18 protein-coding genes are annotated in these 20,989 nt (G+C 62.8%); 7 read left to right on the top strand and 11 right to left on the bottom strand.

The features are described from left to right. Positions 1-75 precede the first annotated feature (75 nt). The 3 genes from MOD31_RS07860 to MOD31_RS07850 all read right to left on the bottom strand — a co-directional run bounded on the left by MOD31_RS07860 (position 76) and on the right by MOD31_RS07850 (position 2,221). Entirely contained in the window at positions 76-1,353 is a 1,278-nt protein-coding gene (locus MOD31_RS07860) for a CynX/NimT family MFS transporter (protein ID WP_250820249.1), read from the bottom strand. 71 nt (positions 1,354-1,424) lie between these two features. Beyond that, positions 1,425-1,985: a pyridoxamine 5'-phosphate oxidase family protein gene (locus MOD31_RS07855; RefSeq protein ID WP_166842264.1), complete on the bottom strand. Its 561-nt coding sequence runs from the start codon at positions 1,983-1,985 to the stop codon at positions 1,425-1,427. Beyond that, on the bottom strand, positions 1,982-2,221 hold the full coding sequence (locus MOD31_RS07850; RefSeq protein ID WP_142937862.1) for a DUF1272 domain-containing protein: 240 nt from the start codon (positions 2,219-2,221) through the stop codon (positions 1,982-1,984). The genes MOD31_RS07855 and MOD31_RS07850 overlap by 4 nt, the downstream gene beginning before the upstream one ends. A 116-nt stretch (positions 2,222-2,337) precedes the next feature. Between MOD31_RS07850 and trmB the strand changes: the two genes are divergently transcribed. From trmB to MOD31_RS07835, 3 genes are read left to right on the top strand one after another with little or no spacing between them, the layout of a single operon-like run. Next, positions 2,338-3,243: a tRNA (guanosine(46)-N7)-methyltransferase TrmB gene (gene trmB / locus MOD31_RS07845; protein ID WP_166842262.1), complete on the top strand. Its 906-nt coding sequence runs from the start codon at positions 2,338-2,340 to the stop codon at positions 3,241-3,243. 21 nt (positions 3,244-3,264) lie between these two features. Continuing rightward, positions 3,265-3,657, top strand: a complete 393-nt coding sequence (locus tag MOD31_RS07840) for a hypothetical protein (protein WP_250820248.1) — start codon at positions 3,265-3,267, stop codon at positions 3,655-3,657. Then, positions 3,658-4,152 (top strand): type II toxin-antitoxin system RatA family toxin, encoded by a 495-nt coding sequence (locus MOD31_RS07835; RefSeq protein ID WP_142937859.1) that lies wholly within the window; start codon positions 3,658-3,660, stop codon positions 4,150-4,152. A gap of 3 nt (positions 4,153-4,155) precedes the next feature. Here the strand turns inward: MOD31_RS07835 and MOD31_RS07830 are convergent, their stop codons facing one another. From MOD31_RS07830 to MOD31_RS07820, 3 genes are all read right to left on the bottom strand, one after another. Next, complete coding sequence (locus tag MOD31_RS07830) at positions 4,156-4,830, bottom strand: anti-sigma factor (protein ID WP_166842260.1); 675 nt, start codon at positions 4,828-4,830, stop codon at positions 4,156-4,158. Then, positions 4,827-5,324 (bottom strand): sigma-70 family RNA polymerase sigma factor, encoded by a 498-nt coding sequence (locus MOD31_RS07825; protein WP_142937857.1) that lies wholly within the window; start codon positions 5,322-5,324, stop codon positions 4,827-4,829. The genes MOD31_RS07830 and MOD31_RS07825 overlap by 4 nt, the downstream gene beginning before the upstream one ends. Positions 5,325-5,527: 203 nt before the next feature. Further along, the gene (locus tag MOD31_RS07820) at positions 5,528-6,478 is read right to left on the bottom strand and encodes a DUF559 domain-containing protein (protein ID WP_250820247.1); all 951 of its coding nucleotides are present in this window, start codon (positions 6,476-6,478) and stop codon (positions 5,528-5,530) included. 195 nt (positions 6,479-6,673) lie between these two features. Here MOD31_RS07820 and MOD31_RS07815 point away from each other — a divergent pair, with 195 nt between their 5' ends. Further along, a complete protein-coding gene (locus tag MOD31_RS07815) occupies positions 6,674-6,877 on the top strand; it encodes a hypothetical protein (protein ID WP_250820246.1) in 204 nt (67 codons plus the stop codon). An 85-nt stretch (positions 6,878-6,962) separates the two neighbouring features. On the opposite strand, the gene MOD31_RS07810 is transcribed toward MOD31_RS07815, so the two are convergent. Beyond that, a complete protein-coding gene (locus MOD31_RS07810) occupies positions 6,963-7,811 on the bottom strand; it encodes a hypothetical protein (protein ID WP_223940998.1) in 849 nt (282 codons plus the stop codon). Between the two features lie 165 nt (positions 7,812-7,976). On the opposite strand from MOD31_RS07810, the gene MOD31_RS07805 reads away from it, so the two are divergent. Next, entirely contained in the window at positions 7,977-11,432 is a 3,456-nt protein-coding gene (locus MOD31_RS07805) for a DEAD/DEAH box helicase (protein ID WP_250820245.1), read from the top strand. 73 nt (positions 11,433-11,505) lie between these two features. On the opposite strand, the gene MOD31_RS07800 is transcribed toward MOD31_RS07805, so the two are convergent. Then, on the bottom strand, positions 11,506-12,678 hold the full coding sequence (locus MOD31_RS07800) for an MFS transporter (RefSeq protein WP_142937853.1): 1,173 nt from the start codon (positions 12,676-12,678) through the stop codon (positions 11,506-11,508). Between the two features lie 10 nt (positions 12,679-12,688). Beyond that, positions 12,689-13,354, bottom strand: a complete 666-nt coding sequence (locus MOD31_RS07795) for a GntR family transcriptional regulator (protein WP_166842256.1) — start codon at positions 13,352-13,354, stop codon at positions 12,689-12,691. Between the two features lie 216 nt (positions 13,355-13,570). On the opposite strand from MOD31_RS07795, the gene MOD31_RS07790 reads away from it, so the two are divergent. Together MOD31_RS07790 and MOD31_RS07785 are read left to right on the top strand one after the other, a co-directional pair. Further along, positions 13,571-17,086 carry an Ig-like domain-containing protein gene (locus MOD31_RS07790; RefSeq protein ID WP_250820244.1) on the top strand — a complete coding sequence of 1,172 codons (3,516 nt, stop codon included), beginning with the start codon at positions 13,571-13,573 and terminating at the stop codon, positions 17,084-17,086. 201 nt (positions 17,087-17,287) lie between these two features. Then, a complete protein-coding gene (locus MOD31_RS07785; protein WP_243753305.1) occupies positions 17,288-18,439 on the top strand; it encodes a Fic family protein in 1,152 nt (383 codons plus the stop codon). Positions 18,440-18,443: 4 nt separating this feature from the next. On the opposite strand, the gene MOD31_RS07780 is transcribed toward MOD31_RS07785, so the two are convergent. Continuing rightward, positions 18,444-19,244 carry a GNAT family N-acetyltransferase gene (locus MOD31_RS07780; RefSeq protein ID WP_250820243.1) on the bottom strand — a complete coding sequence of 267 codons (801 nt, stop codon included), beginning with the start codon at positions 19,242-19,244 and terminating at the stop codon, positions 18,444-18,446. Positions 19,245-19,327: 83 nt separating this feature from the next. After that, positions 19,328-20,989: DUF2264 domain-containing protein (locus MOD31_RS07775; protein ID WP_250820242.1), on the bottom strand; the 1,662-nt coding region annotated here is incomplete at its 5' end.

The following is a 20,989-nucleotide window of genomic DNA, read 5'->3' as shown; positions in this document are numbered from 1 at the left end:
TGCTCCGGCTTTCGTTGTGAGGCCCGCTCTGCGCTCTTCCCTGGGCTTTTGGGATGCAGAGTGGGCCTCACAACGTTAAACGAAGCGGTCGCGGCCGGCCCGGTATCCGAAGAAGGCCGCCAGGGAACCGACCACCAGGAACAGGATTCCGGCGGCCGCGAACCCTCCTGTGGCTTGGTGCAGCTGGCCCACCATCAACGTGCCAAGGGAACCCACTCCGTAGCCGACGCCCTGCATCATTCCGGACAGGTGCGCGGCAGTGTGGGCGTCGCGGGTACGGACCATGATCATAGTGAGGGCCACGGCGGTCAACGACCCCTGGCCCAGGCCGTTGAGCCCGGTCCAGATCCAGATGAGTTCCGTGGGGCCAAAGATCGTGAGCGCAAAACCGCCACCCGTCATCAGAGCCACCACCATGTTGATGATCCGCTGGTCCTTGAAACGCGTAGCCAGCGCAGGGGCAAACAGTGAGCCCAGCATCTGAAGCACAATCGACACCGACACGATCAGCCCCGCCGTTCCCCCGTCGATCCCCCGGTCGCGGAGTATGGGCGCCATCCACGCAAATACGCTGAACGACATCATGGCCTGCAGCACCATGAACATCGTCACCTGCCACGCCACGGCTGACCGCCACACGTTCACGCCGCCGTGGACTGCCTGGTGCTTCACGGAAGGTTGCCGGATTGCCAGCGGCAGAAAGAGCAAAAGCACGACGGCGGCGGGCACCGCCCAGAACCACAGCGCCGAAGTCCAGTGGCCGGTTGCCGTAAAGACCGGATACGTGAAGCCCGCGCCAAGGGCAGCCGACGCACAGATCGCAGTGGTGTAGAGGCCTCCCATCAGACCCAGGCGGTGCGGAAAGTCCCGTTTGACCACGCCGGGAAGAAGGACATTGCACAAGGCGATTGCAGCACCGCAGGCGGCGGTTCCGGCGAGGAGTGCGGGGAGGTGTCCGGCGCCGGGGATCTCCAGGGGCCTGATCACCAGCCCCGCGGTAAGCACAGCCATGGCCCCGAGGAGCACCCGTTCTGCGCCGAACCTGCGGGCCAGAATGGGGGCGAGCGGGGCGAAGACGCCCAGCAACGTCACCGGCACGGTGGTGAGGACCACCAGCGACCAGCCCGGCAGACCGGCGTCGGAGGTTATTTCCGGCAGGACGGCGGAGAAGCTGGAGAAGACCGTCCGCAGGTTCAGACCGATCAGGACCAGGCAGATGCCCAGGTAAACCAGGCCCCTCTTGCCTCGGAGCTGGGTGGGATCGGGTGCCGGCTCTTCGTCGATCTCCGCGTCCACCGCGATCTCAGGGAGGACAGACTTCTCTGGGTAGCCGGGGGTCTTGGAGGAGGTCACCCGCCCTATTCTGTCAGCCAGTGATTCCTAAGCCCCCAGCTGGCAGCCATTGCCCGGGATGTGACCGGATCTCAGGCAACAATTTCCTGTCCGTGCCAGCCGTCGTCGTCGCGGGTGAACTGCCAGCGGATGTGGGCATCGCCCGACAGGTCCAACCAGTCCAGATCCGTCATGTCGATTCTGATCCAGGCAAAACGCTCCATGGCCGTCTCAACATCACCCGGGCCATCAACACGCTCATCCGGGCAGGGAGTCCCCGGAACCAGCCGGGACGCATAAAGGTGCCGGCTGTTCGGGCTGAACCGCTCCCATGCCCGGCGTCGTTCCTTCTCATCGTCGACCACCGCAGCGTCACCTCTGATGCGCAGCTGAACCCCGCGCTCGTCGTCGTACAAGGTCAGTGCCACCCGTGGCTGGTGGCCAATCTCCGAGACCTTACGGGACAAGGAGTTGGTGGCCACCATGACCCGGTAAGCGGCGCGGTCCACCTCCCGGATGATGACCGCACGGACCCGCGCTCCTCCGTCCGTTCCCGTGGTGCCCAGGAAACCGAGCGTAAAAGGGGTGCGCCCTTTGGTGGCCGCCACCAGAGATCCCAGAACCCGCTCCAGCGTCTCCTCGCTTGTATTCATTGCCCGAGACAGCCGGGAGAAACAACCCGCGTGGTGCTGGCAGGATTGTTGACCAAGGCGGCAGCGGGCCGGACAGGGCGTAGCTGAAGGTTTCCACCGCAGTTCGGGCAAGACCGATGAGGGAACCGGTCAACACAGTCCGGGCACCACGTGCACTCAAACGTACAAATGTAGGCCTCTCCAGAGGGCGGGATGTCACGGTTGCAGCATTCACAGTTCGGGCGGATCTCAAGCATCAGGCAACTCTACCCACAGGGTCACAACTCTCCCTGCCACGGCCGTGGACCGGCGCTGATCGTCTGATCCGGAACGCAGAGGATCCTCGCATCCGAACCCAAGTATTCTGGAAGTGATGAGTGAAACCCCAGATTCCCCGCGACCCGTCACGCCCGGCACCCAGGCCTCCTTCGGAACCTACGGTGGCCGCCCGGTCAGCTTCGTGCGCCGTGGCACCCGTTTGCAGGGCCGCAGGCAGGCCGCGTGGGAAGAGCACGCCGAGCGCTGGGCCATTCAGGTGCCGCGCCACGTAGCCAATACGTCCGTTCACCCTGATTACACCTTCGACGCCGAGGCAGTCTTTGGACGCAAGGCACCCCTGATCGTGGAGATCGGGTCCGGCCTGGGTGACGCCGTGGTTCACGCCGCGGAGCAGAACCCGGACAAGGACTTCCTTGCCGTAGAGGTCTACACGCCGGGGCTGGCCAACACCATCATCAAGATCAACAGCCGCGGGCTGACCAACGTGCGCGTAGTGGAAGCCAACGCTCCCGAGGTCCTGGAGTCGATGCTCCCGGAGGGGTCGGTCAGCGAGCTTTGGGTGTTCTTCCCGGATCCGTGGCACAAGGCCCGGCACCACAAGCGCCGGCTCATCCAGCCTGCTTTCGCTTCCGTAGCTGCCAAGGCACTGGTCACGGGCGGCTACTGGCGCATCGCTACCGACTGGTCCAACTACGCAGTCCACGTTCGCGAAGTGCTGGCAGGGTCCACAGAGTTCGAGAATATGCACGAAGGCGAGCGCAGCGGCGAAGAGAGCCCGTTGACGCAGGTGTGGCAATCCGGCGTCGAATCTGTGGTGGGCGGTGCACCGGTCAGGGAAGGTCGCGCGCCCGTTAGCACCGAGCACACCGGACCGAACGAGGGCGTGGATGTTGAAGGCGGCTGGGCTCCCCGGTTCGATGGCCGGATCCGGACAAGCTTCGAGAACAAAGCCCACGAGGCCGGGCGCATGATCTTTGACCTCACCTACCGCAAAATCTAACCGCAGGACTTTGGGGGAATCATGAGCTATCAGCCACCGATCGAGTACTACCAGCAACCGCAACGTTCCGGGAACCGGGGGCTGGGCGCCGGGATCACGAGCATCGTCGCAGCCGTGCTCTCGCCGATCGCGGCAGTAGTCAGCATTCCGTTGGGCATTGCAGCCATTGCTTCATCAATTAGCCGATACAACCAAGGCAACGACGCTTGGTGGTTTGGTGCGCTCATCCTGGCGGGTGTCGCGGTCCTACTGGCCCTGGTTGCTGTGGTGAGCGGGCTGATCGCCGTCTTTCGTGCCGGCCGCATGAACGCAGGACGCATCACGGGCATCATCGGATTGGCCATCATGGCGGTCAACATCTTTGGCATTGTCCTCATGGTGTTCCTGGTGCTCGGCTCAGGTCAGGGGTTCTAAATGCCGCAGGTACGCGCCGAGCGGTTCATTCGGTTGGATCCGGAAATGGCCTTCGCACTGTCCCAGACCACCGGTGAGTTCAGGCTCAAATGGGATCCGTTCATCTCAGCCCAGGCTTTTCTGGACGGAGCCACGGCAGCCGGTAAAGGCGTCCGGACGCGGACCGTCTCGCGCATGGGCCTGAAAATGGTCAGCGAATACGTCTCTTACACACCTCCACGGAATGTTGGTATGACCATGGTTTCCGGGCCTTGGTTCTTTGAGAACTTCGGAGGCGGTTGGCGGTTCACCCCGGACGGCGACGGCACACGGGCAGTCTGGAAGTACACTTTTTCCTGCCGCCCCGCATTCCTGAAGCCCGTAGCCGAGGGGATCGGCAGCTGGGTGCTCGGCCGGGAAATTGAGCGTCGGATCGAGGCATTCGCCCGGGCCTGCGAAGACCAAACTTTGGTGGCCGAGCTCCGCACCCAGGCCAACGAGGTTACGGACCGGTAAGCCTCACGGCACCGAAATCGAGGCCACCGTTTTCTGGGCTTCGTCGCGAAGCTCAACACCGGCGATGCCAGCCAACTGCACCGGTGTGGCACCTGTGATCTTGATCCGGCCACTGGCCGTGGCCGTCCATCCGCAGGTACGTTCCTCGGCACCGTCCCGGCCCTTCACCCACAGGTAGAGAGTGCCCTCCAGCGGCATGCTGCGTCCCTCCACCTCGAGCTCGGTCCCCCAGTTCTTCTTCACCATGCCAACGGTCAGCTGCAGCCCGTCGTCTGACTGTACCGAGTAGCTGGCGTCCGGTTTCGGCGGCTGATTCAGCAGCGGCCCGGCGAGGAAACCAACCGCAAGGCAGGCAGCGGCAACGGCACCCACCAGAGCCGCCCACCGGCGTCGTGATTTGCGTCTGCGGACCGACAAGTCAACCAGGACCTTCTCTGGAAGCACCTCGGGTTTCGGTTCCAATGGCGAGAGTGCGTTCGCGCCACCGGCGACAGTCAGGGCCACAGCGTCGGCTGCGGGAACGGCGTCAAGCAATGCGGGCACGCTCTCCAGTTGCTCCAACTCCTGGCGGCATTGAGCGCATGCGGCGAGGTGGTCTTCAAACAAGCGCGCCTCCTGTGGCTCGAGGCCACCCAGCAGGTAGGCACCCAGCAAGTGGTGGACGGAGTTGCCGTTCATCGTTCCACCCCCATCTCATCAAGGATTGTTCGGAGAGCTTTCACGGCGTAGAAAGCCCGGGATTTCACGGTTCCAGCCGGGATGTTCAGCTGCAATGCTGCCTCGGTGACGGTGAACCGCTGGTAGTGCAGGGCCACCAAAACCTGGCGGTGTTCGTGGCTGAGCCGGATCAGCGCCTCCTCCATGAGGACCCTGTTCAGGAGTTCATCAACGCGTTCCGTCGCAGGATGGTCCGGGAGGTCTTGTTCGCCTGCCTCGGAGGGCCGGCGCTGCGCCTTCCTGTAGTTGTCGATGATCACGTTGCGCGCCGTCCGGAACAGGTAGCTGCGCAAACTCCCCGTGATCTGCGGAGCGTGCTGCCACACCTTGAGGATGGTTTCCTGCACGACGTCATCGGCCTGGTGGGTGTCCGAGGTGCAACTCAGTACGAAGCGTTTGAGGGCGGTGCCGTGCTCGCGGTAGATCGCAGCCACCACATCCTCGTCCAACGGCATAGCCACCTCCTTCTCTCCGCTGCCCCTTCGCTTATACGACGATGCATGCAAGGAAAAGGTTCAGCTTCATGAACCATTCTTCCCCCACCGGCGTCGTAACCGGCCAGGGCTACCGTGGGACGCGAGGTCGCGGGAAGCCTGCCACGTCACCGGAAGGTTCCCTGCGGCCACGCAAGTTTCCCGCGATCTGGTTTTCGGCGCAATCACCTGAGTTCCCGCAGGATACGTTCCTTGAAGTCGCGCTCTTGAAACAGGTCCTTCCACTCGATCCTGATAAACCGCCAGCCTGCCTCCGTGAGAGCCTTTTCCCGACGCCGCTCTTGGAAGATGACCTCATCCGTTGGTCTGTAATCGAAGTATTTGGTGCGCCCGTCAAACTCCAGAGCTAGTTTCTCCTCTTCCCAAGCGAAATCCATGCGATGACGACCCAGGCGGGACTGCACCTCAAACTGCGGCTGTGGAGGCCTGATGCGCAGCCTCTGCATCAACTCACGGGTCAGCGTTTCTCCTGCAGACTCGGCGCGCGGATCCGCGTTGTCCAAGGCCTTGCGCAGCGTGCGGACACCGCGTTTTCCGGCCGAAACTGCCGCCAGCTGGGAAAGTACCCTGCGGTCTGCGCCCACACGCAATCCATGGTCCATGATCACCAGCGCTTTCGGATAACTCAGCATCCTGGCGCAGTCAGACATCGTGCGCTCAAGCGTAGTCACCCGCAAACCCTGAACCACCACAACATGGTCTTCGGTAAAGCTTTGCGTGTGTCCTCTAACATCCTTCCCCGAACGGTCAGAGGAAGGCCTGGCGGAGTGAAGGATATGAACCTTGTCATCAACACCCCATACGAACAGGCCGTGGAGTCGTGCCGCCGACAAATGGCTATAGACGAAACCACCTGTTGACGACGTCAGCGTTCCATGAGCATGTGCCAGGATGCGCTCCAAAGCCTGCCGCCTGGGGCCCAAGGCTTTCCATGTGTCACTCAGGATGTAGCAGCCATATCTCAAGCGAAGCAGTTCGCCGGAGTCCACCAAGGCCTTGATATTTCGACTGTTGAGACCGAAACGGAGTAACTCGTCTGTTCTCCACATGTGGCCCCGCGAAGGTAGTGCCGAGGCCGCCGGGGTGTCGCCTTTGCGCGTTGAAGGTGTGTTCATCGGTTCAGCTTGGCCACCGCGGACCGTGGCCGGAACGGGCATTTCCGGCTATGTGGAAAGCGCCGCGCCGAAACTCCGGGAATGCGGTGAATTCGCTGGAGGCCTCCGCACGAAGACGCGAGCTTCCCGCGAACTCGGAGGTCCATGCCCACAAATGGGTCCGCTAGACTGCAGGCTACTCAGTGGGGAGAGGACATGACACAGGACATCAGCAGCAAAAAGGCGCCAACCTTGACGTTCCTGGGGGTGCAGGAACTCGCGTGGACTTTGGGGCTCGTGGCCATGATTATCAATGCCACTGAGCGTGGCCTGGACTGGATCTGGGTGGGCCTGTTGGTCTGCTGGCAGGCATCCATTGTGTGGGGCTTCCTTAAGTTCCGCCAAGCCAGACCACGCTAGAGCGCCGAATTCGCCGGAAACGCGTCGAGACCGCCGGAACGCTACGGCGATTCCGCAGCGTTCCGGCGATCTCGGCAGAGAAGGCTTAGGCGTCGGCGAATTCCTCGGACTCTTCGAACTCTACGGCCGCGATGATCTCCTTGGTCTCCGGGTGGATCATGAAGGCCTCGTCGTCGTCCTCGATCATGAGATAGTCGCCGTGGTCGGTGGCGAAGTGCCAGGCGAGGGTCTTGACGCCGTCGTGCTCGTAGTTGGGGTCGCCCATGGTGATCTTTTCCAGGGCGTAGCCGGCAACGTCACACAGTTCGCGGATGATGACCTCGAACTCGGGGGCGTTGGCGAGGGCCTCTTCGTCTGCTTCGGCTTGGCGCTCTGCGAGGTCCGGGATCAGGGCCACGCGCTGGGCGATGTGCTCTTCGATTTCTTCGTCGGAGAGCACCAGCAGGGCGGATTGATCGCGCAGGTATGCGGCACTGAGTTCGATGATGTCCTCTTCTTCCAACAGCGCTTCAAACTCGCCGTCGAGCTCGTCCAAGGCAACCACGGAAGCCGGCGGGGTCTCGGACTCGTCCAGTTCGCCGTCGAGGTAGGCCTCGGCTTCGTCGTCGCTCAAAGCGTCAAACGCCGACGCGGTGCGGTTGAACAGATCAAGGTGGCGGACGGCGCCCATTCCCACAAGCCCTGCCCGCACAAAAGAATCAACTTCTTCACGCTCCGGCGCGGTGAAGACGTACTGAGCGAAGCCGCCCGACAAAGCTTGGGTGAGGTAGAAATCCACGAAGTAGCTGTTGAGCGCTGCGGCGGCGATTTCGTCGCTGTTGAGGAGCTCTTGGTACATGTGGTTCACCACGTTGACATTGGAATCCACCACATCCGCGTTGCCGGCTTCGAAGCTGGTCTTGTTCAGGACAACGGGGTACTCGTTGGTAGTCATGGGAAATCCTCACTGCTGAAAGCTGATGGTGCTCCGGACACTTTCAACGTACGCGCGGGAGCGGCGCGGCAATCGAGGATGAGGTTAACGGAGGGCGAAGTTTGGGAGCCGTTTTCTGCTGACTAAGATTGAACAGATATCCTCCTGCCGAAAGTAGCCCTGCGCATGCCGTCCCACACAGACGAAAACTGGGAACTGGCCATTCAGACTCCTGCCATCACGGACCGCTCGCTCGCGGCCGGACTGGCCTATGCCATGGGCAGCCGCGTGAACGGGATTTCTTTCGACGCGGCCACAGGCCTCCTGATGGGCAAGGTTCGCGGTACCGGTCCGCAGCCGTATTCGACGTCGGCAAAACTGGTTCGCAAGCCCAGCGGCTGGAGCTGCACTGTGGGTATTTGCAGCTGCCCGGTCCGTAAGGACTGCAAGCATGTGGCCGCATTGCTCTTCACGGCGGAGGACCACCCCACCATCCGCGCCCAGCTTCTCTCCCAGGCCCCCGGCATTCAAACCTCACGGGTTGGCTCGGGCCAGCAGGGCGGCTCGGCACGTCCTGCCTGGGAACAAGCCCTCAACAGGCTGATCACCAAGCCCGGCACAGCGCCCAGCGCGGCGGGTATCCAGTTGGCGCTTCAGTTCGAGGTGGAGGAGCCGGCGGCCCACTTCTCCTACACGGGCCGACGCGATCCCATGCGCAGTGTCCGCCAGCTCAAAGCGCGCCCGGTCATGATGGGTGCCAAGGGCAAATGGATCCGCGGCGACGTCTCCTGGAACAACCTCAGCTACGTTAGCTTCCGGCGCGAATTCAACGAGGTCCACGTCGAATGGCTTCAGACTTTCCTGGCTGCGCACGGTTCAAGCAACGGCCGGCAGCAACCCTCCGGCGCCATGTGGCTGAGCCTGAACGATTTCGCCGCCAAAAACCTCTGGACCCTCCTCGCCGAGGCAACCAAAGCCGGCATCCCACTCATCCATTCCGCTGGTAGCGAGCCCGTTCGCGTCGAGACGCAACCCGCCGTCGTCGGCCTCAGTTTGGCGCGCCTGGCCACCGATTCGGACACCGCACAGCACGAAGCGCCCGACGGCGGCCTGCAGCTTGCGCCGTCAGTCACCCTGGGCGGGGAAGCCGTGGATCCCGGATCCGTGGGTTTCCTGGGCAAACCGGCCAACGGAATCTTCTTCACGCACTCCGGGGAAACCCTGCCCGGCGTGCCCCAGCAGAAGAACCTCATCACCCTTGCCCCCATCGAGGGCGGCATCACGGACGAGCTGCTGGAGTTTGTCATGGATGGCCAAACGCTGCAGATCCCGGCCGAGGACGAGAGCCGGTTCCTGACCTCGTTCTACCCGAAGCTGCGGCAGTCCACGCCCGTGCAGGCCGCGGACGAATCGGTGGAGCTGCCCACGCTGGCCGTCCCCACACTGTCCCTGCTGGCCAACTACGGCAACGATCACAAGGTCCGGCTGCACTGGGAGTGGCACTACAAATCGGGCACCCTCGTCACCGCCCAGCCGTTGTGGCGGCACCCGGACGATCGCGGCTACCGGGACGACGTTGAAGAAGCACGGATTCTGGAGTCACTCGGACGGCCATGGGACGTGGTGCCCGCACTGGCCGAATCGGCAACAGGCGGCTGGGGTGCTCCCCGAATCGCTGCCTCGGCTGAGCTCAGTGGCCTGGACACGTTGGCGTTCACCGAGGAGGTGCTGCCCGCGCTTCAGGACCTGCCCGACGTCGTGGTGGAAACCTCCGGCGACATCGCCGATTACCGTGAGGCCGCCGAAGCACCCGTGGTGTCCATCTCCACGAAGGAAACGGCAAGCGGCGACTGGTTCGACCTCGGAATCGTGATCACGCTGGAGGGCGAGCCGGTTTCGTTCGCCGCAGTCTTCTCCGCGCTCGCCGCCGGAATGAGCCGCATGCTGCTGCCCAGCGGTGCCTACTTCTCGCTGGACCTTCCGGAGTTGCACCAGCTCCGCGCGCTGATCGACGAAGCCCGGTCCCTGCAGGACAACCCCGACAACAAGGACGGCACCCTGCAGATCAGCCGCTTCCAGGCCGGCCTCTGGGACGAGCTGGCGCAGTTGGGAATCGTGGACGAACAGGCCGCCGCGTGGCGCGAAGCCGTTGGCGGGCTGCTCGACGACGGCGTGACCGGACTTCCCCTCCCGGCGGGCCTTAACGCTGAGCTGCGTCCGTATCAGCTCGAAGGATTCAATTGGCTCAGCTTCCTGTACAAGCACAGCCTGGGCGGCGTGCTGGCTGACGACATGGGCCTGGGTAAGACCGTGCAGGCCATTGCTCTGATCTGCGCGGCGAAGGACTTGGCCGCGGAAACTACTGCTGCCGCTCAGGGCGACTCTTCCGAGGTAACCCCGCGGGCTCCTTTCCTAGTGGTTGCGCCCACCAGCGTGGTGAGCAACTGGGCGGCTGAAGCACAGCGTTTTGCCCCGGGATTGGTAGTGCGGACCGTCGGTGAAACCTTCGCCAAGAGCGGGTTGTCGCCGGCCGAAGCGTTGGCAGGTGCCGACGTCGTCATTACCTCGTACGCACTGTTCCGCATTGATTACGATGCCTACGCGTCCTTCCAGTGGGCCGGGCTGATGCTGGACGAAGCGCAGTTCGTGAAGAACCACCAGTCCAAGGCCTACCAGTGCGCTCGCAAGCTGCCGGCGCGGTTCAAGCTGGCGATAACGGGCACGCCCCTGGAGAACAACCTCATGGAGTTTTGGGCGCTGACCTCCATTGTGGCGCCGGGACTGTTCCCGAGCCCCAAACGGTTCGCGGAGAACTACCAAAAGCCGGTGGAAAAGAACGGCGACTCCGCCCAGCTGGGCAAGCTCCGGCGTCGTGTGCGTCCGCTCATGATGCGCCGCACCAAAGAGCAAGTCATCAAGGACCTGCCGCCCAAGCAGGAGCAGATCCTTGAAGTGGTGCTGAACCCGCGGCACCAAAAGGTTTACCAGACGCACCTGCAGCGCGAACGGCAGAAGATCCTGGGCTTGATCGATGATGTGAACAAGAACCGGTTCACCATCTTCCAGTCGCTGACGTTGCTGCGTCAGCTCAGTCTGGATGCCTCGTTGGTGGATTCCTCGTTGTCCGGTGTTCGCTCCTCCAAACTGGACGTGCTGTTCGAGCAGCTGGAAGACCTCATTTCCGAGGGTCACCGCGCCCTGATTTTCAGCCAGTTCACCGGGTTCCTGGGCAAGGTCCGGGAGCGCTTGGATGCCGAAGGCGTGGAGTACTGCTACCTCGACGGCTCCACCCGCAACCGTGGTGATGTTGTCAGCGAGTTCAAGAACGGTGCCGCTCCGGTGTTCCTGATATCGCTGAAGGCCGGTGGATTCGGGCTCAACCTGACCGAGGCAGACTACGTGTTCCTGCTGGATCCTTGGTGGAACCCGGCGTCCGAAGCCCAGGCCGTGGACCGAACCCACCGCATTGGGCAGGCCAGGAACGTGATGGTCTACCGGCTGGTGGCGAAGGACACCATCGAGGAGAAGGTCATGGCGTTGAAGGCCAAGAAATCACAGCTGTTCGCGGACGTGATGGAAGGCGATGCCTTGGCCGGTGGCTCGTTGACGGCGGACGACCTCGCGGCGCTGTTCGCGGAGTAGTTGGTTTTTGTACAGTTGATGCCCCTAAGGCCACCCCATAAGCGCGTTATCTGTACAAAATCTCAGCAGGGGTTCAGTCGTCCAGCCTCACACCCCGCAGCAGGAGCATGGTTCCGCCCACGGCAACGGCGGATGCCAGGAACACGCCCGCCGCACCGAGGCCTACCGCCACCACGCCGATTGCGCTGGGCAGCACCACTTGTCCAATCCTGTTTCCAGCCAACCGCAGGGCTAGCGCCCGCCCGCGTTGGCCTTCGGGCGCTTGGGCCGAGAGCCAGGACATGGTCAGTGGCTGACCGATTCCGAGCCCTAAGCCGAGGAATGCCATGACGATGAACAGCAACCACTCCGGCATCGGAATGGCTGCGACACCCAGGGCAACGGTGGAGATGGCCAGGCTCAGGACCAGCAGCTTCATCCGGCCCAGTTTGCGGGACATGCTGCCCAGACCCAGCCGGGAAACCATGGAAAACAGGGCGCGAACAGTCAGCATGAGGCCCACGGTTGCTGCGGTCAGGCCCCGTTCAGCACCGAGTGCCGGCAGATAGACAACGGTCAGATCCACTACTGCCAGGACAGTGGCGCTGGTTGCCAGAGCACGGACGACGCCGGGAGTCCTGAGAAGTGCCACCGCACTGCCCTTTGGTCCGCCCTTGGCGGTGCGCCTCCCTTTGCTGACGTTTGACGAAATCACGAACGTAGTCAGGAACAGCACCAAGCTCATGGCCGTGGCGAGCACAAAGATGGCCTGCGTATTCGGCCGAACGGACGCGCCGCCCACCACGGAAATGGCCAACGGCCCCAATGCCTGGCCCAGCGATGCGGCGAAGGTCAGATATCCGAAGGCAGAGTCCAGGCGCGAGGACGCAGCATTGTTCGCCACCACCGCTTGCTGCCCCACCACGCAGGCCAGTTGCCCCGCACCCAGAAGCGCTGTCCCGGCCACGAGCGCCGGAACCGAGGACCCCCAGAACAACAGAAACGCAGAACAGCCCAGCACGACGGCGGCCCCGATGGCCATGAGCCTGCGCTCACCGAGGCGGTCCACCAGTCCGCCGATGGGCAAGGCAAGCAGCAGGGGGAACACCGCGTAGCTCGCGGCAAGAAGACCCAAAGCGAACCCTGGAACGTCCAATTCAAGCGCGCGGTACGTGGTGGCGGGCCGGACCAGGAACGTGACGGCCTGGATGAGTGCCGAGTGAATCAGGAGTGCGGTGGAGGAACGCCGTCCAAGTTCGCCGATCATTCGACGCCGATCATTCGACCACCAGGCCGGTGCTTGAGATGACGCGCAAAGTCTCATCACGTGCGCCGATCACGTGATCGAAGGCAATCTTTGCGGCCTTTTCCGGATCCTTGGATGCAATGGCCTCGACCAGGAGCCGGTGATTGGCGAGAGCTTCATCGCGGCGTTCGGGAGCGTTGTTGGTGAAGTATCTGTAGCGTTCAACCTGACTGCTGATCTGCCCATGGAAGCGCTGGGCCCAGGAGTTTCCGGCGATCCTGGCGATGGCTGCGTGGAGGGCCACCCCGTACTTCATGGCTTCATCGGCGAACTCCACCATCGCGGCATTGCGGGCCACGATTCCCCGAAGCTCTTCAAGGTCCGCGGCACTTGCGTTGGCGCACGCTTCCCGAGCCATCAGCGACTCCAGGGCGGCACGGACGTCGTACAGCTCGGAAATCGCCCTCCTTTCCAGCGTCGGAACAACAACTCCCCCGGTGGCCTGCTGCTCGAGCAGGCTCTCAGAAATAAGCCGCCGGATGGCTTCCCGCAGTGGCGTTCGGCTGACTTGGAGGGCCGCGGCCATGGCGGGCTCGTAGATTCGCGCACCAGGTTTGAGTTCCAAACTGAGGATCTGGCGTTTCAGCTCGCCGTAGACGACGTGTGCCCCTGTGTTTCGTGGTTGTGGATCCGCCATATATCGCTGCCTCGGCTCGGAAGTGTACTTGTATACATCTATACACCCAGCTTGGAGGACCACGCAAAGGGTTACACCTGCGACCACTTCTGACTGACCACGAACGAGCCTGTTCGAATGCCTTGTTGTGGCCCCAAGAGCCTCATAGTCTCGGCTTGCCCGGGCTTCCCGCAAACCGGGCAGCACCCGTTGAAACCCCAAAGATGAGGTCCACCCATGGCGTTTACCGCTCGAAGAATCCGAAGGCCTGTGGCAGTGCTGGCGGCAGCCGTTACTGCAGCGGCCGGCCTTGCGCTCAGCCCGGCAACTGCACCGCAAGCACACGCAGCCGACGCAACCGCCGTCACCATCACTCCCAACCCGGCAAGCCGTAGCGAGGCATTCGAAGGTTGGGGCACAAGCTTGGTCTGGTTCGCGAATGCGACGGCGGGATACTCCCCGGAGTTGCGTGAGGAGTTGTACCAAAAGGTCTTCGGCGAGGACGGCCTGAACCTCAACATTGCCCGCTATAACGTGGGCGGCGGCAACGCATCGGACGTCAAGGATTACCTCAACGACGGCAGCGCTGTGGAGGGATGGTGGAAGCCGGTGACCCAAGCGCAACCCGGCCAGCCGGCGTCGAACCTCTACAAACCTGACGGCAGCGTGGACGCAACGCAAGCCAACAAGCTCGCCTTCCTCAATGCCTGGAACCCGGACGATCCCGCTTCCTACAACCCCGACGCCGATCAGAACCAGCGCTGGTGGGTGGAACGCCTCGCCGCGGACCAGCAGATCACCCACTGGGAAGCCTTCAGCAACTCCCCGCCCTGGTTCATGACCAAGAGCGGCTACGTGTCCGGCCAGGTGAACACCGCCAAGGGCGAGAATCTGCTGCCCGAAGCGGAGGCCAAGTTCGCCGCCTACATGAGGAACGCCGTCGAGCTCCTCGAAAAAGGCAGCGGCATCACCGTGGACACCATCGATCCATTCAATGAGCCAAACTCCGGCTACTGGGGCACGGACATCAGCGCTGCCACCGGCAAGCCGCCCACCACCTACACGCAAAAGCAGGAGGGGGCGTTGATCTACCCGGCTGCCCAGGACCGCGTGACCAAGCTGCTGGCCGCAGAACTGGAAAAGGGCAGCACGGACGCCGTCATCTCTGCGATGGACGAGACGGATCCCAGCAAGTTCATGACCAACTGGAACGGTTACAGCCAGGAGGCCAAGGACGCCGTTGCGCAGCTCGACGTCCACACCTACGGCACCAATGATCGCCGCCGGGTCCGGGACCTCGCCAGCTCCACGGACAAGCCACTGTGGATGAGTGAGGTTGGGGGCTTCTGGACGGGCAACCCAGCGCTCGGCGACTCCACCAGCGGCTGGGACCGCTCCAACATCACCAACGGATTGGGCATCGCAGGCCGCATGGTCAACGACCTCCGCGAACTCGAGCCCGACGCCTGGGTGTTCTGGCAGCCCGTGGAGGACACGTACAAGCAAGAGAAGGCCGACAAAGGCTGGGGCTCTATCTACGTGGACTTCGACTGCAACTACGAGGGCCGCGAAGGATTCTCCAACCGCCGCATCAACGATGGCGCCACCCTGGACAACGCCAAATGCAAGGTATTGACCAACCAGAAGTACAACACCACCCGGAACTTCACGCACTACATCCGGCCCGGCGACTTCCTCATCCAAAATGACAACGCCAAGACCGCCAGCGCCCTCCGCGCCGACGGCAACGGCGCCACACTGGTCCACTTCAATGACACCCCGACGCCGGAAAAGGTCACCATAGACCTCAGCCGCTTCGGTGCAATCGCACCCGGTGCAAAGGTCACTCCCGTGGTCACCACCAAGTCGCCGCTGGATGACATTGAGAAGAACGCCCTGGTGAAGGGTACGCCGGTGGCCGTGGACACCGCGGCTAAGTCCGCCACGCTCGAGGTTCCTGCCGCATCAGTGGTGACGTTCGTCGTCGACGGCGTCAGTGGAGTTTCAGAGGATGCCACGCCTGTGCAGGACGGCCACAGCTACCACCTCAGCGGTGAGGCGAGCGGCAAGTACCTGACGGCGCGAGCTAACGGCACGGCGTCGATCGAGGAGCTGGGTATGGACGCTGCCGGCGTGGCACCGCAGATGTGGACGTTCAACGCCGTTGGCGGGAATGACTTCGCCAACGATCGCCGCTGGGTTGTTTCCAGCGCAGACGGACGGGTCCTTACAGGCAACGGTGGAGTGCTGAATGGCAGCCAAAGCGGTGCTGCTTCCCTGGCTTCCATGACTCTTGAGCAAGCCAAGGCCACTCCTTCTGCACAGTGGATTGTGACCACGGAGAACGGCAAGCAGTGGTCCCTGGTGAACGCCGGGGCGGCGATTGCCCTGCAGGTTTCCGGCAACCAGACAGCGGCGGGTACGTCCGTGGCCTTGGCATCCTCTACCGGCACCACTGCAACAGCCCTGGCCAGCCCTCATCAGTCGTGGGCTTTCACGGACATTGCAGATCTCAAGCTCCTGGGTGTCTCCCCTGTTGAGCTGAGCACACCCGTAGGTACGGCACCTGCCCTGCCCGCAACTGTCACCCCCGTTTACGAGGCAGGCCCCGGCAAGCAGTTGGCCGTCACCTGGGCACCGGTGGATCCTTCCTCATGGCAGAAAGCCGGCAAAGAAACGGTCTACGGTTCAGGGGTTGACCCGTACGGTCAAACCTTCGAAGCCGTTCTCACGGTCACGGTGGGCTCCTACATCGCCACGGACCCTGTTTCCGTGACCGTGGGAACCGGATCATCGGTGGCTTCCATACAGGCCTTGGCTCCGGCCAGCGTTCCCGGACAGATCGCCGATGGTCCCGCCCGGAACCCGCTCGCGGTGACCTGGGACTGGTCCTCAGTCTCCGATTCCTCATTGCAAACTCCGGGAACCGTTACGGTACCCGGAACCGCCAACGGCCTCCCGGCCATGCTGACCATCATTGTGGTGGACCGTGTTCCAGTAGCCAACATCTGCAAGGACGACCCCACCACCACGGCCACCGCAAGCTACACCGAAGGCTCCTACATCGCCAAGAACACCTGCGATGCCAACGGCTCCACGCGGTGGTCCAACTGGGTGAGCGGTGGCCGTGCCGGTGACAGCCTGAGCTACTCCTTCAGCCGCGACTACACCGTTTCCTCAGTGACCGTGACGTCCGCGGAAAAGGCAGCACAGAGCCTCAAGGTCCAGTACCAGGACGCCTCTGGAGCTTGGAAGGACACCTCCGCGGGAACCATCACAGGACTCTCCATCTCTTCACCGACTACCGTCCGTTTCGATCCCGTCACCACACGCGGGATCAGGGTTTCGTTCGTGACCACGGCGTCTTATACGAAGATCGCTGAAGTAGCTATCGCCGGTTCCCGCTTGGCCCACGCCGGGCTTGCCGATCTTGGCCGACTCCTCGTGAACCAGTCCTCAGTTGTGGGGTTCGCCCCGGCGACCACCGACTACCGGGCGCTGACGACGTCGGCGACTCCCGCCGTCGTCGGCTACCCGCTGGACACGAACGCCAAGGTGACAGTTCAGCAGCCCACCGCGGAGAATCCGACGGCGGTAGTCACCGTGACAGCGCCGGACGGCTCCACGAAGGAGTACCGAGTGACGGTGTCCACGGGCAAGGACGCGTGCAAGAACGATGGCTGGAAGACGAGCCCGCAGCCCGTGTTCACGAACCAGGGGCAGTGCGTGAGCAGCTTCGCGGCTGGGAAATAAGAAAATTCTGAGCTAGTGAGGCCCCTTGGGATTCTGATCCTGAGGGGCCTCACTGTGCCTTCACACAAGTGGTATGCAGACGGGCAAATGAACAGCTACGTGTCCTTTACTGTTATTTAAAGGCTAAAATAACAGTAAAGGACACCCTGCTAGGCTTTGGAGCACCTCTTGGCAGCTTGGCCGGCGCATAGAAACAAGGTCATGCCCTGGAAATCGTCAGGTCGTCCCCCACGGGAGGACCGCTTGTTCACCGAAGTCGAAGTTTCACTTCCCCCCAAAATTGCGGGGCTTTGGTTCGAACCCAGCCGGGAAACGATCGTGGCACTCGAAGAGGCCGCTGTTGCCGTCGCATCGTTGGACGTGTCGGCGGGTTCTCGCATGGCTGCCATCAGCGGCTTTCTGCTGCGAAGCGAAGCGGTCTCCTCTTCAAAGATCGAACACGTCGACGCCAATCGAAACGACTACGCCCGTGCCATGATCGGGCTGAAGGCCACCGATCAAGCGAGATCCATGGTCGCAGCAGCGGAGGCCGTGCAGAGCATGATCAGCGATGCGGGGGACACTGGCGAGGTCCGTGTGGAGGCTCTGCTTAAGGCCCACAAGGCCCTGATGAAAGATGACCCAATGGACGGGCACAACGCTGGTTCATTCCGGGATGTGCAAAATTGGATCGGCGGAAGTGACTATTCACCTCGAGGAGCCATCCACGTTCCCCCTCCCCCGGCGCTGGTACCCGAACTCATGGACGACCTCATGGCATTCTGTGCCCGGAAGGACATCCCCATCGTGGCGCAGGCGGCCATTGCCCATGCCCACTTCGAGTCCATCCACCCTTTTACCGACGGTAATGGCCGCATAGGACGTGCTCTGATCGGTTCAATTTCACGTCGTAGAAGACTGACCAAGAACACGGTCACTCCCATAGCCTCTGCGATGGTAGCGGACGTGGAGACCTACTTTTCCTTACTCAACAATTACCGCAACGGTGACGTGGATCCATTCGTCCTCTATCTGGCAAAGTCAGCGATGCGTGCTTCCCAAGCCGCCAGTGAATCGGTCGCGGCTCTCGATGAGCTCCCGGCATTGTGGACCGACTTGCTCCGCCCCAGGAAAAACTCTGCGGAAGCAAAGCTCATCCCTTGGCTGCTGGAACAGCCCGTTTTCGAAGCGCACCGGGCAGCATACATCGCTGGTGTTGAGGAAACGTCCATATACAAAACCCTGAACCGAATGACCGAAGCCGGTGTACTGTCCCTCGTCTCGCAATCGCAGCGGAATCGCGCTTGGGCAGCGATGGAAGTCTTGGATGAGGTAGATCGACTGAACAGGCGGTTGGCCGCCAAAGCCGTCTAAGCTTTCAGCTCCGCGCCCAGCGGTACGGCGTCGTCGTCGAGACCTTGAGCAGTCCCGAACGCTCGAGGATTGGTCGAGAGAATTCCGTGGAGTCGCTGTGGATGAGGGTCTTTTCCATCTCCAGTGCGGCCTGCGCGCGGCGGGCCGTCAATGCCCGGTAGATCCCCTTGCCGCGCCACTCTTCCCTCGTGGCACCACCCCAGATACCTGCGAAGTCCGTGCCGGGAACTGGCTCCAAACGTCCGGCGCTGACAATTTGCCCGTCAGCCTCGGCCACCCACAGCTGCATTCCGTCACCTAGCGAGAGCCGATGCAACAAGGCATCAGCCATCTCATCTGAGACCGGCTCGCCGAAGACCTCGTCTTGCATGGCGCTCATGGCCCGCACGTCGGCTTCCTCCGTCACCTGCCGGAGGGTCACGCCGTCAGGAAGTGGCACAGCTGCGCTCAAAGCCTGGGCCTCGCCGATCATGATCGATTCCGGCTCATCCTGCGTGAAACCGTTGTGGATGAGGGCCTCGTGCAAACCCGGCGCGTGGTCATGCCCGCGGGATTTCCACTCCACCCTGGTGATGTCAGGTTTAGCACGGAAGTAGCCCACTGAATCAGCCACGAGCCGTGTGATGGTGTCCGCATCCGCACCACCGAGGTCCTGATACGTGACGAAGCCGCGGCCCTTCATGAAAGTCACCCAGCGCAGGGGCCCGTGCCGGGTCACCTTGAGGGCACTCGGTGTCTCAGCGTCGGTGCGCAGGTTGGCGTCGTAGGCGGCAAGGAAACGTGCGCGGTCTTCGCTGTGGCTCATTCCGCGAGCCTACTGGAAGTCCTGGTGTTGCCCGCTTCGATGGCTTGCTGCGCACTGTGCCGTGCGCACGGCACGTTCGGCAGCTAGGCATCGAATCGGGCAAGCAGATCACCAGTGAGGCGCTTGCCGTCCGGGAATTCGAAGTGGCCATCGGCATACGTGACACCTGCATCCGGCGAAGCACCTCCTTCGCCGGCGAGGATCACGACGGCGGCGTAGTCGCCGTCGTGCGCGGTTCCCGACGTGCCCACCCATGGAATGGTGAGTTCCGAACCCATGGGGTGGGCGCCGGAGCGGGCAAACGTCCCGGACGAATCCAACGCCATGCCGAAGCCCGGCGCGGGAAGCACCGAGCTGACCACGGACGAAGCAGCATCCACCGGCCAGCCGCCTATCCGGAGGGAGCCACCCGAATCCCCAGCACCGGAAACACGTACCAGGCGAAGCTCAACGGCCCCGCGCGTCACCGAAACCACCGTCACCGACGGCCCAGGAGTCGCAGTGCCGGCGACGCCGCTGCCGTGATCCGGGCCGGCGTCGGGATCGGGTTCAATCCAATGAGCCGTGAACCGGGACGCCCCCACCTGGAAGCCGTCCTCGGAGAACGAGCCGAGGTGCTCAAAACCCGTCCGATGCGTCAGCCGGCCAGAGGAATCAACAAACGCCACCGCATTGTCCACGGACTCCGGTACCAAGTCAGGGAACGTGTGCGTCGAATAGCCAAGCCGTGCGTAGAGGGGCGAATCAGCCACCACGGCCCCAACAACAGCGTGATCCGTGGCATGGTTCCGGATCCGGACCACACCGTCGGCACGAGTTCCATCAACCTGCCAGCCCGGAGCCGCGATCAGCCGCTGAGTGTCAGCAACTTCAACGGGCAAGGGCTCTTCAACGAAAGTCCACACCCGGTGATCGGCGGGCATTGCCAATCCGAGCATCCCCTTCGCCGCCCAATACGGCGAGCCAAATCCGGAGTAGGCCTGCTTCATCCCAGCGAATTCCCCGTGCCAACCAATGGACAGAAGCCCGTCCTCGGTGATCGATCCATGCCGGGCAAAGTAGTCGAGCATTCCTGAAGCAGCTCGCCGGGAAACACCCGGAGCCAAACGCGTGTGCCCCGACAACTCCCCTACCCAGAAAGGCGCCGCGGCAGCGAACCGGTAGATCAAGCTCCGGCCCTGGATGAGCGGTGCTCCGTTGGCGCCAACAAGGTAGGCGGCGTCGTCCAGGAAGTCAGCCAGCCGGTCGCCGTCGAGCGTTTTCCGCGCGGTAACCCGGGGATCAGAAGGCGCCATCAACGCCCAGAGCTGCGGATACACCTGAAAGGCCCAGCCGACGTAATGGTCGTAGGCGCGCTCTGGCCCGTCCGCGAACCAGCCACCGCCCCGGTACAGGGAGTCGTGGATGGCGAGTCCGGCGTCGATGTCCTCGTCCGAATACCGGCCACCAACCGAAGCCAGGAAGGTCTCCACCACAATCTGGAACCACACCCAATTGATAGGCGGATACTCCTCACCGATCACGGTCTCGAACCAGGCAATGAGCTGTTCCTGTACGCGCTCCGGCAATTTGTCCCACAGGACGTCGCGGGTCAGCGCCAAGCCAACAGCCAACGACGCCGCCTCAACCTTCGCCTGCCCCAGCTCACTTGGCGTCGGCCAGCGGTCAGGGTTCGCTGGGTTGGTCCCGGCGTCGAGGCCGGCGGCATACCACTCGGCGATCCAGCCTGTGTTGGCTGGATCGCC

The organism is Paenarthrobacter sp. TYUT067 (assembly GCF_023656375.1).
In the GTDB taxonomy this organism is placed as follows: domain Bacteria; phylum Actinomycetota; class Actinomycetes; order Actinomycetales; family Micrococcaceae; genus Arthrobacter.
Note: the sequence above shows the minus strand (reverse complement) of the source record. Positions and strands in the feature narration are given on the sequence as shown.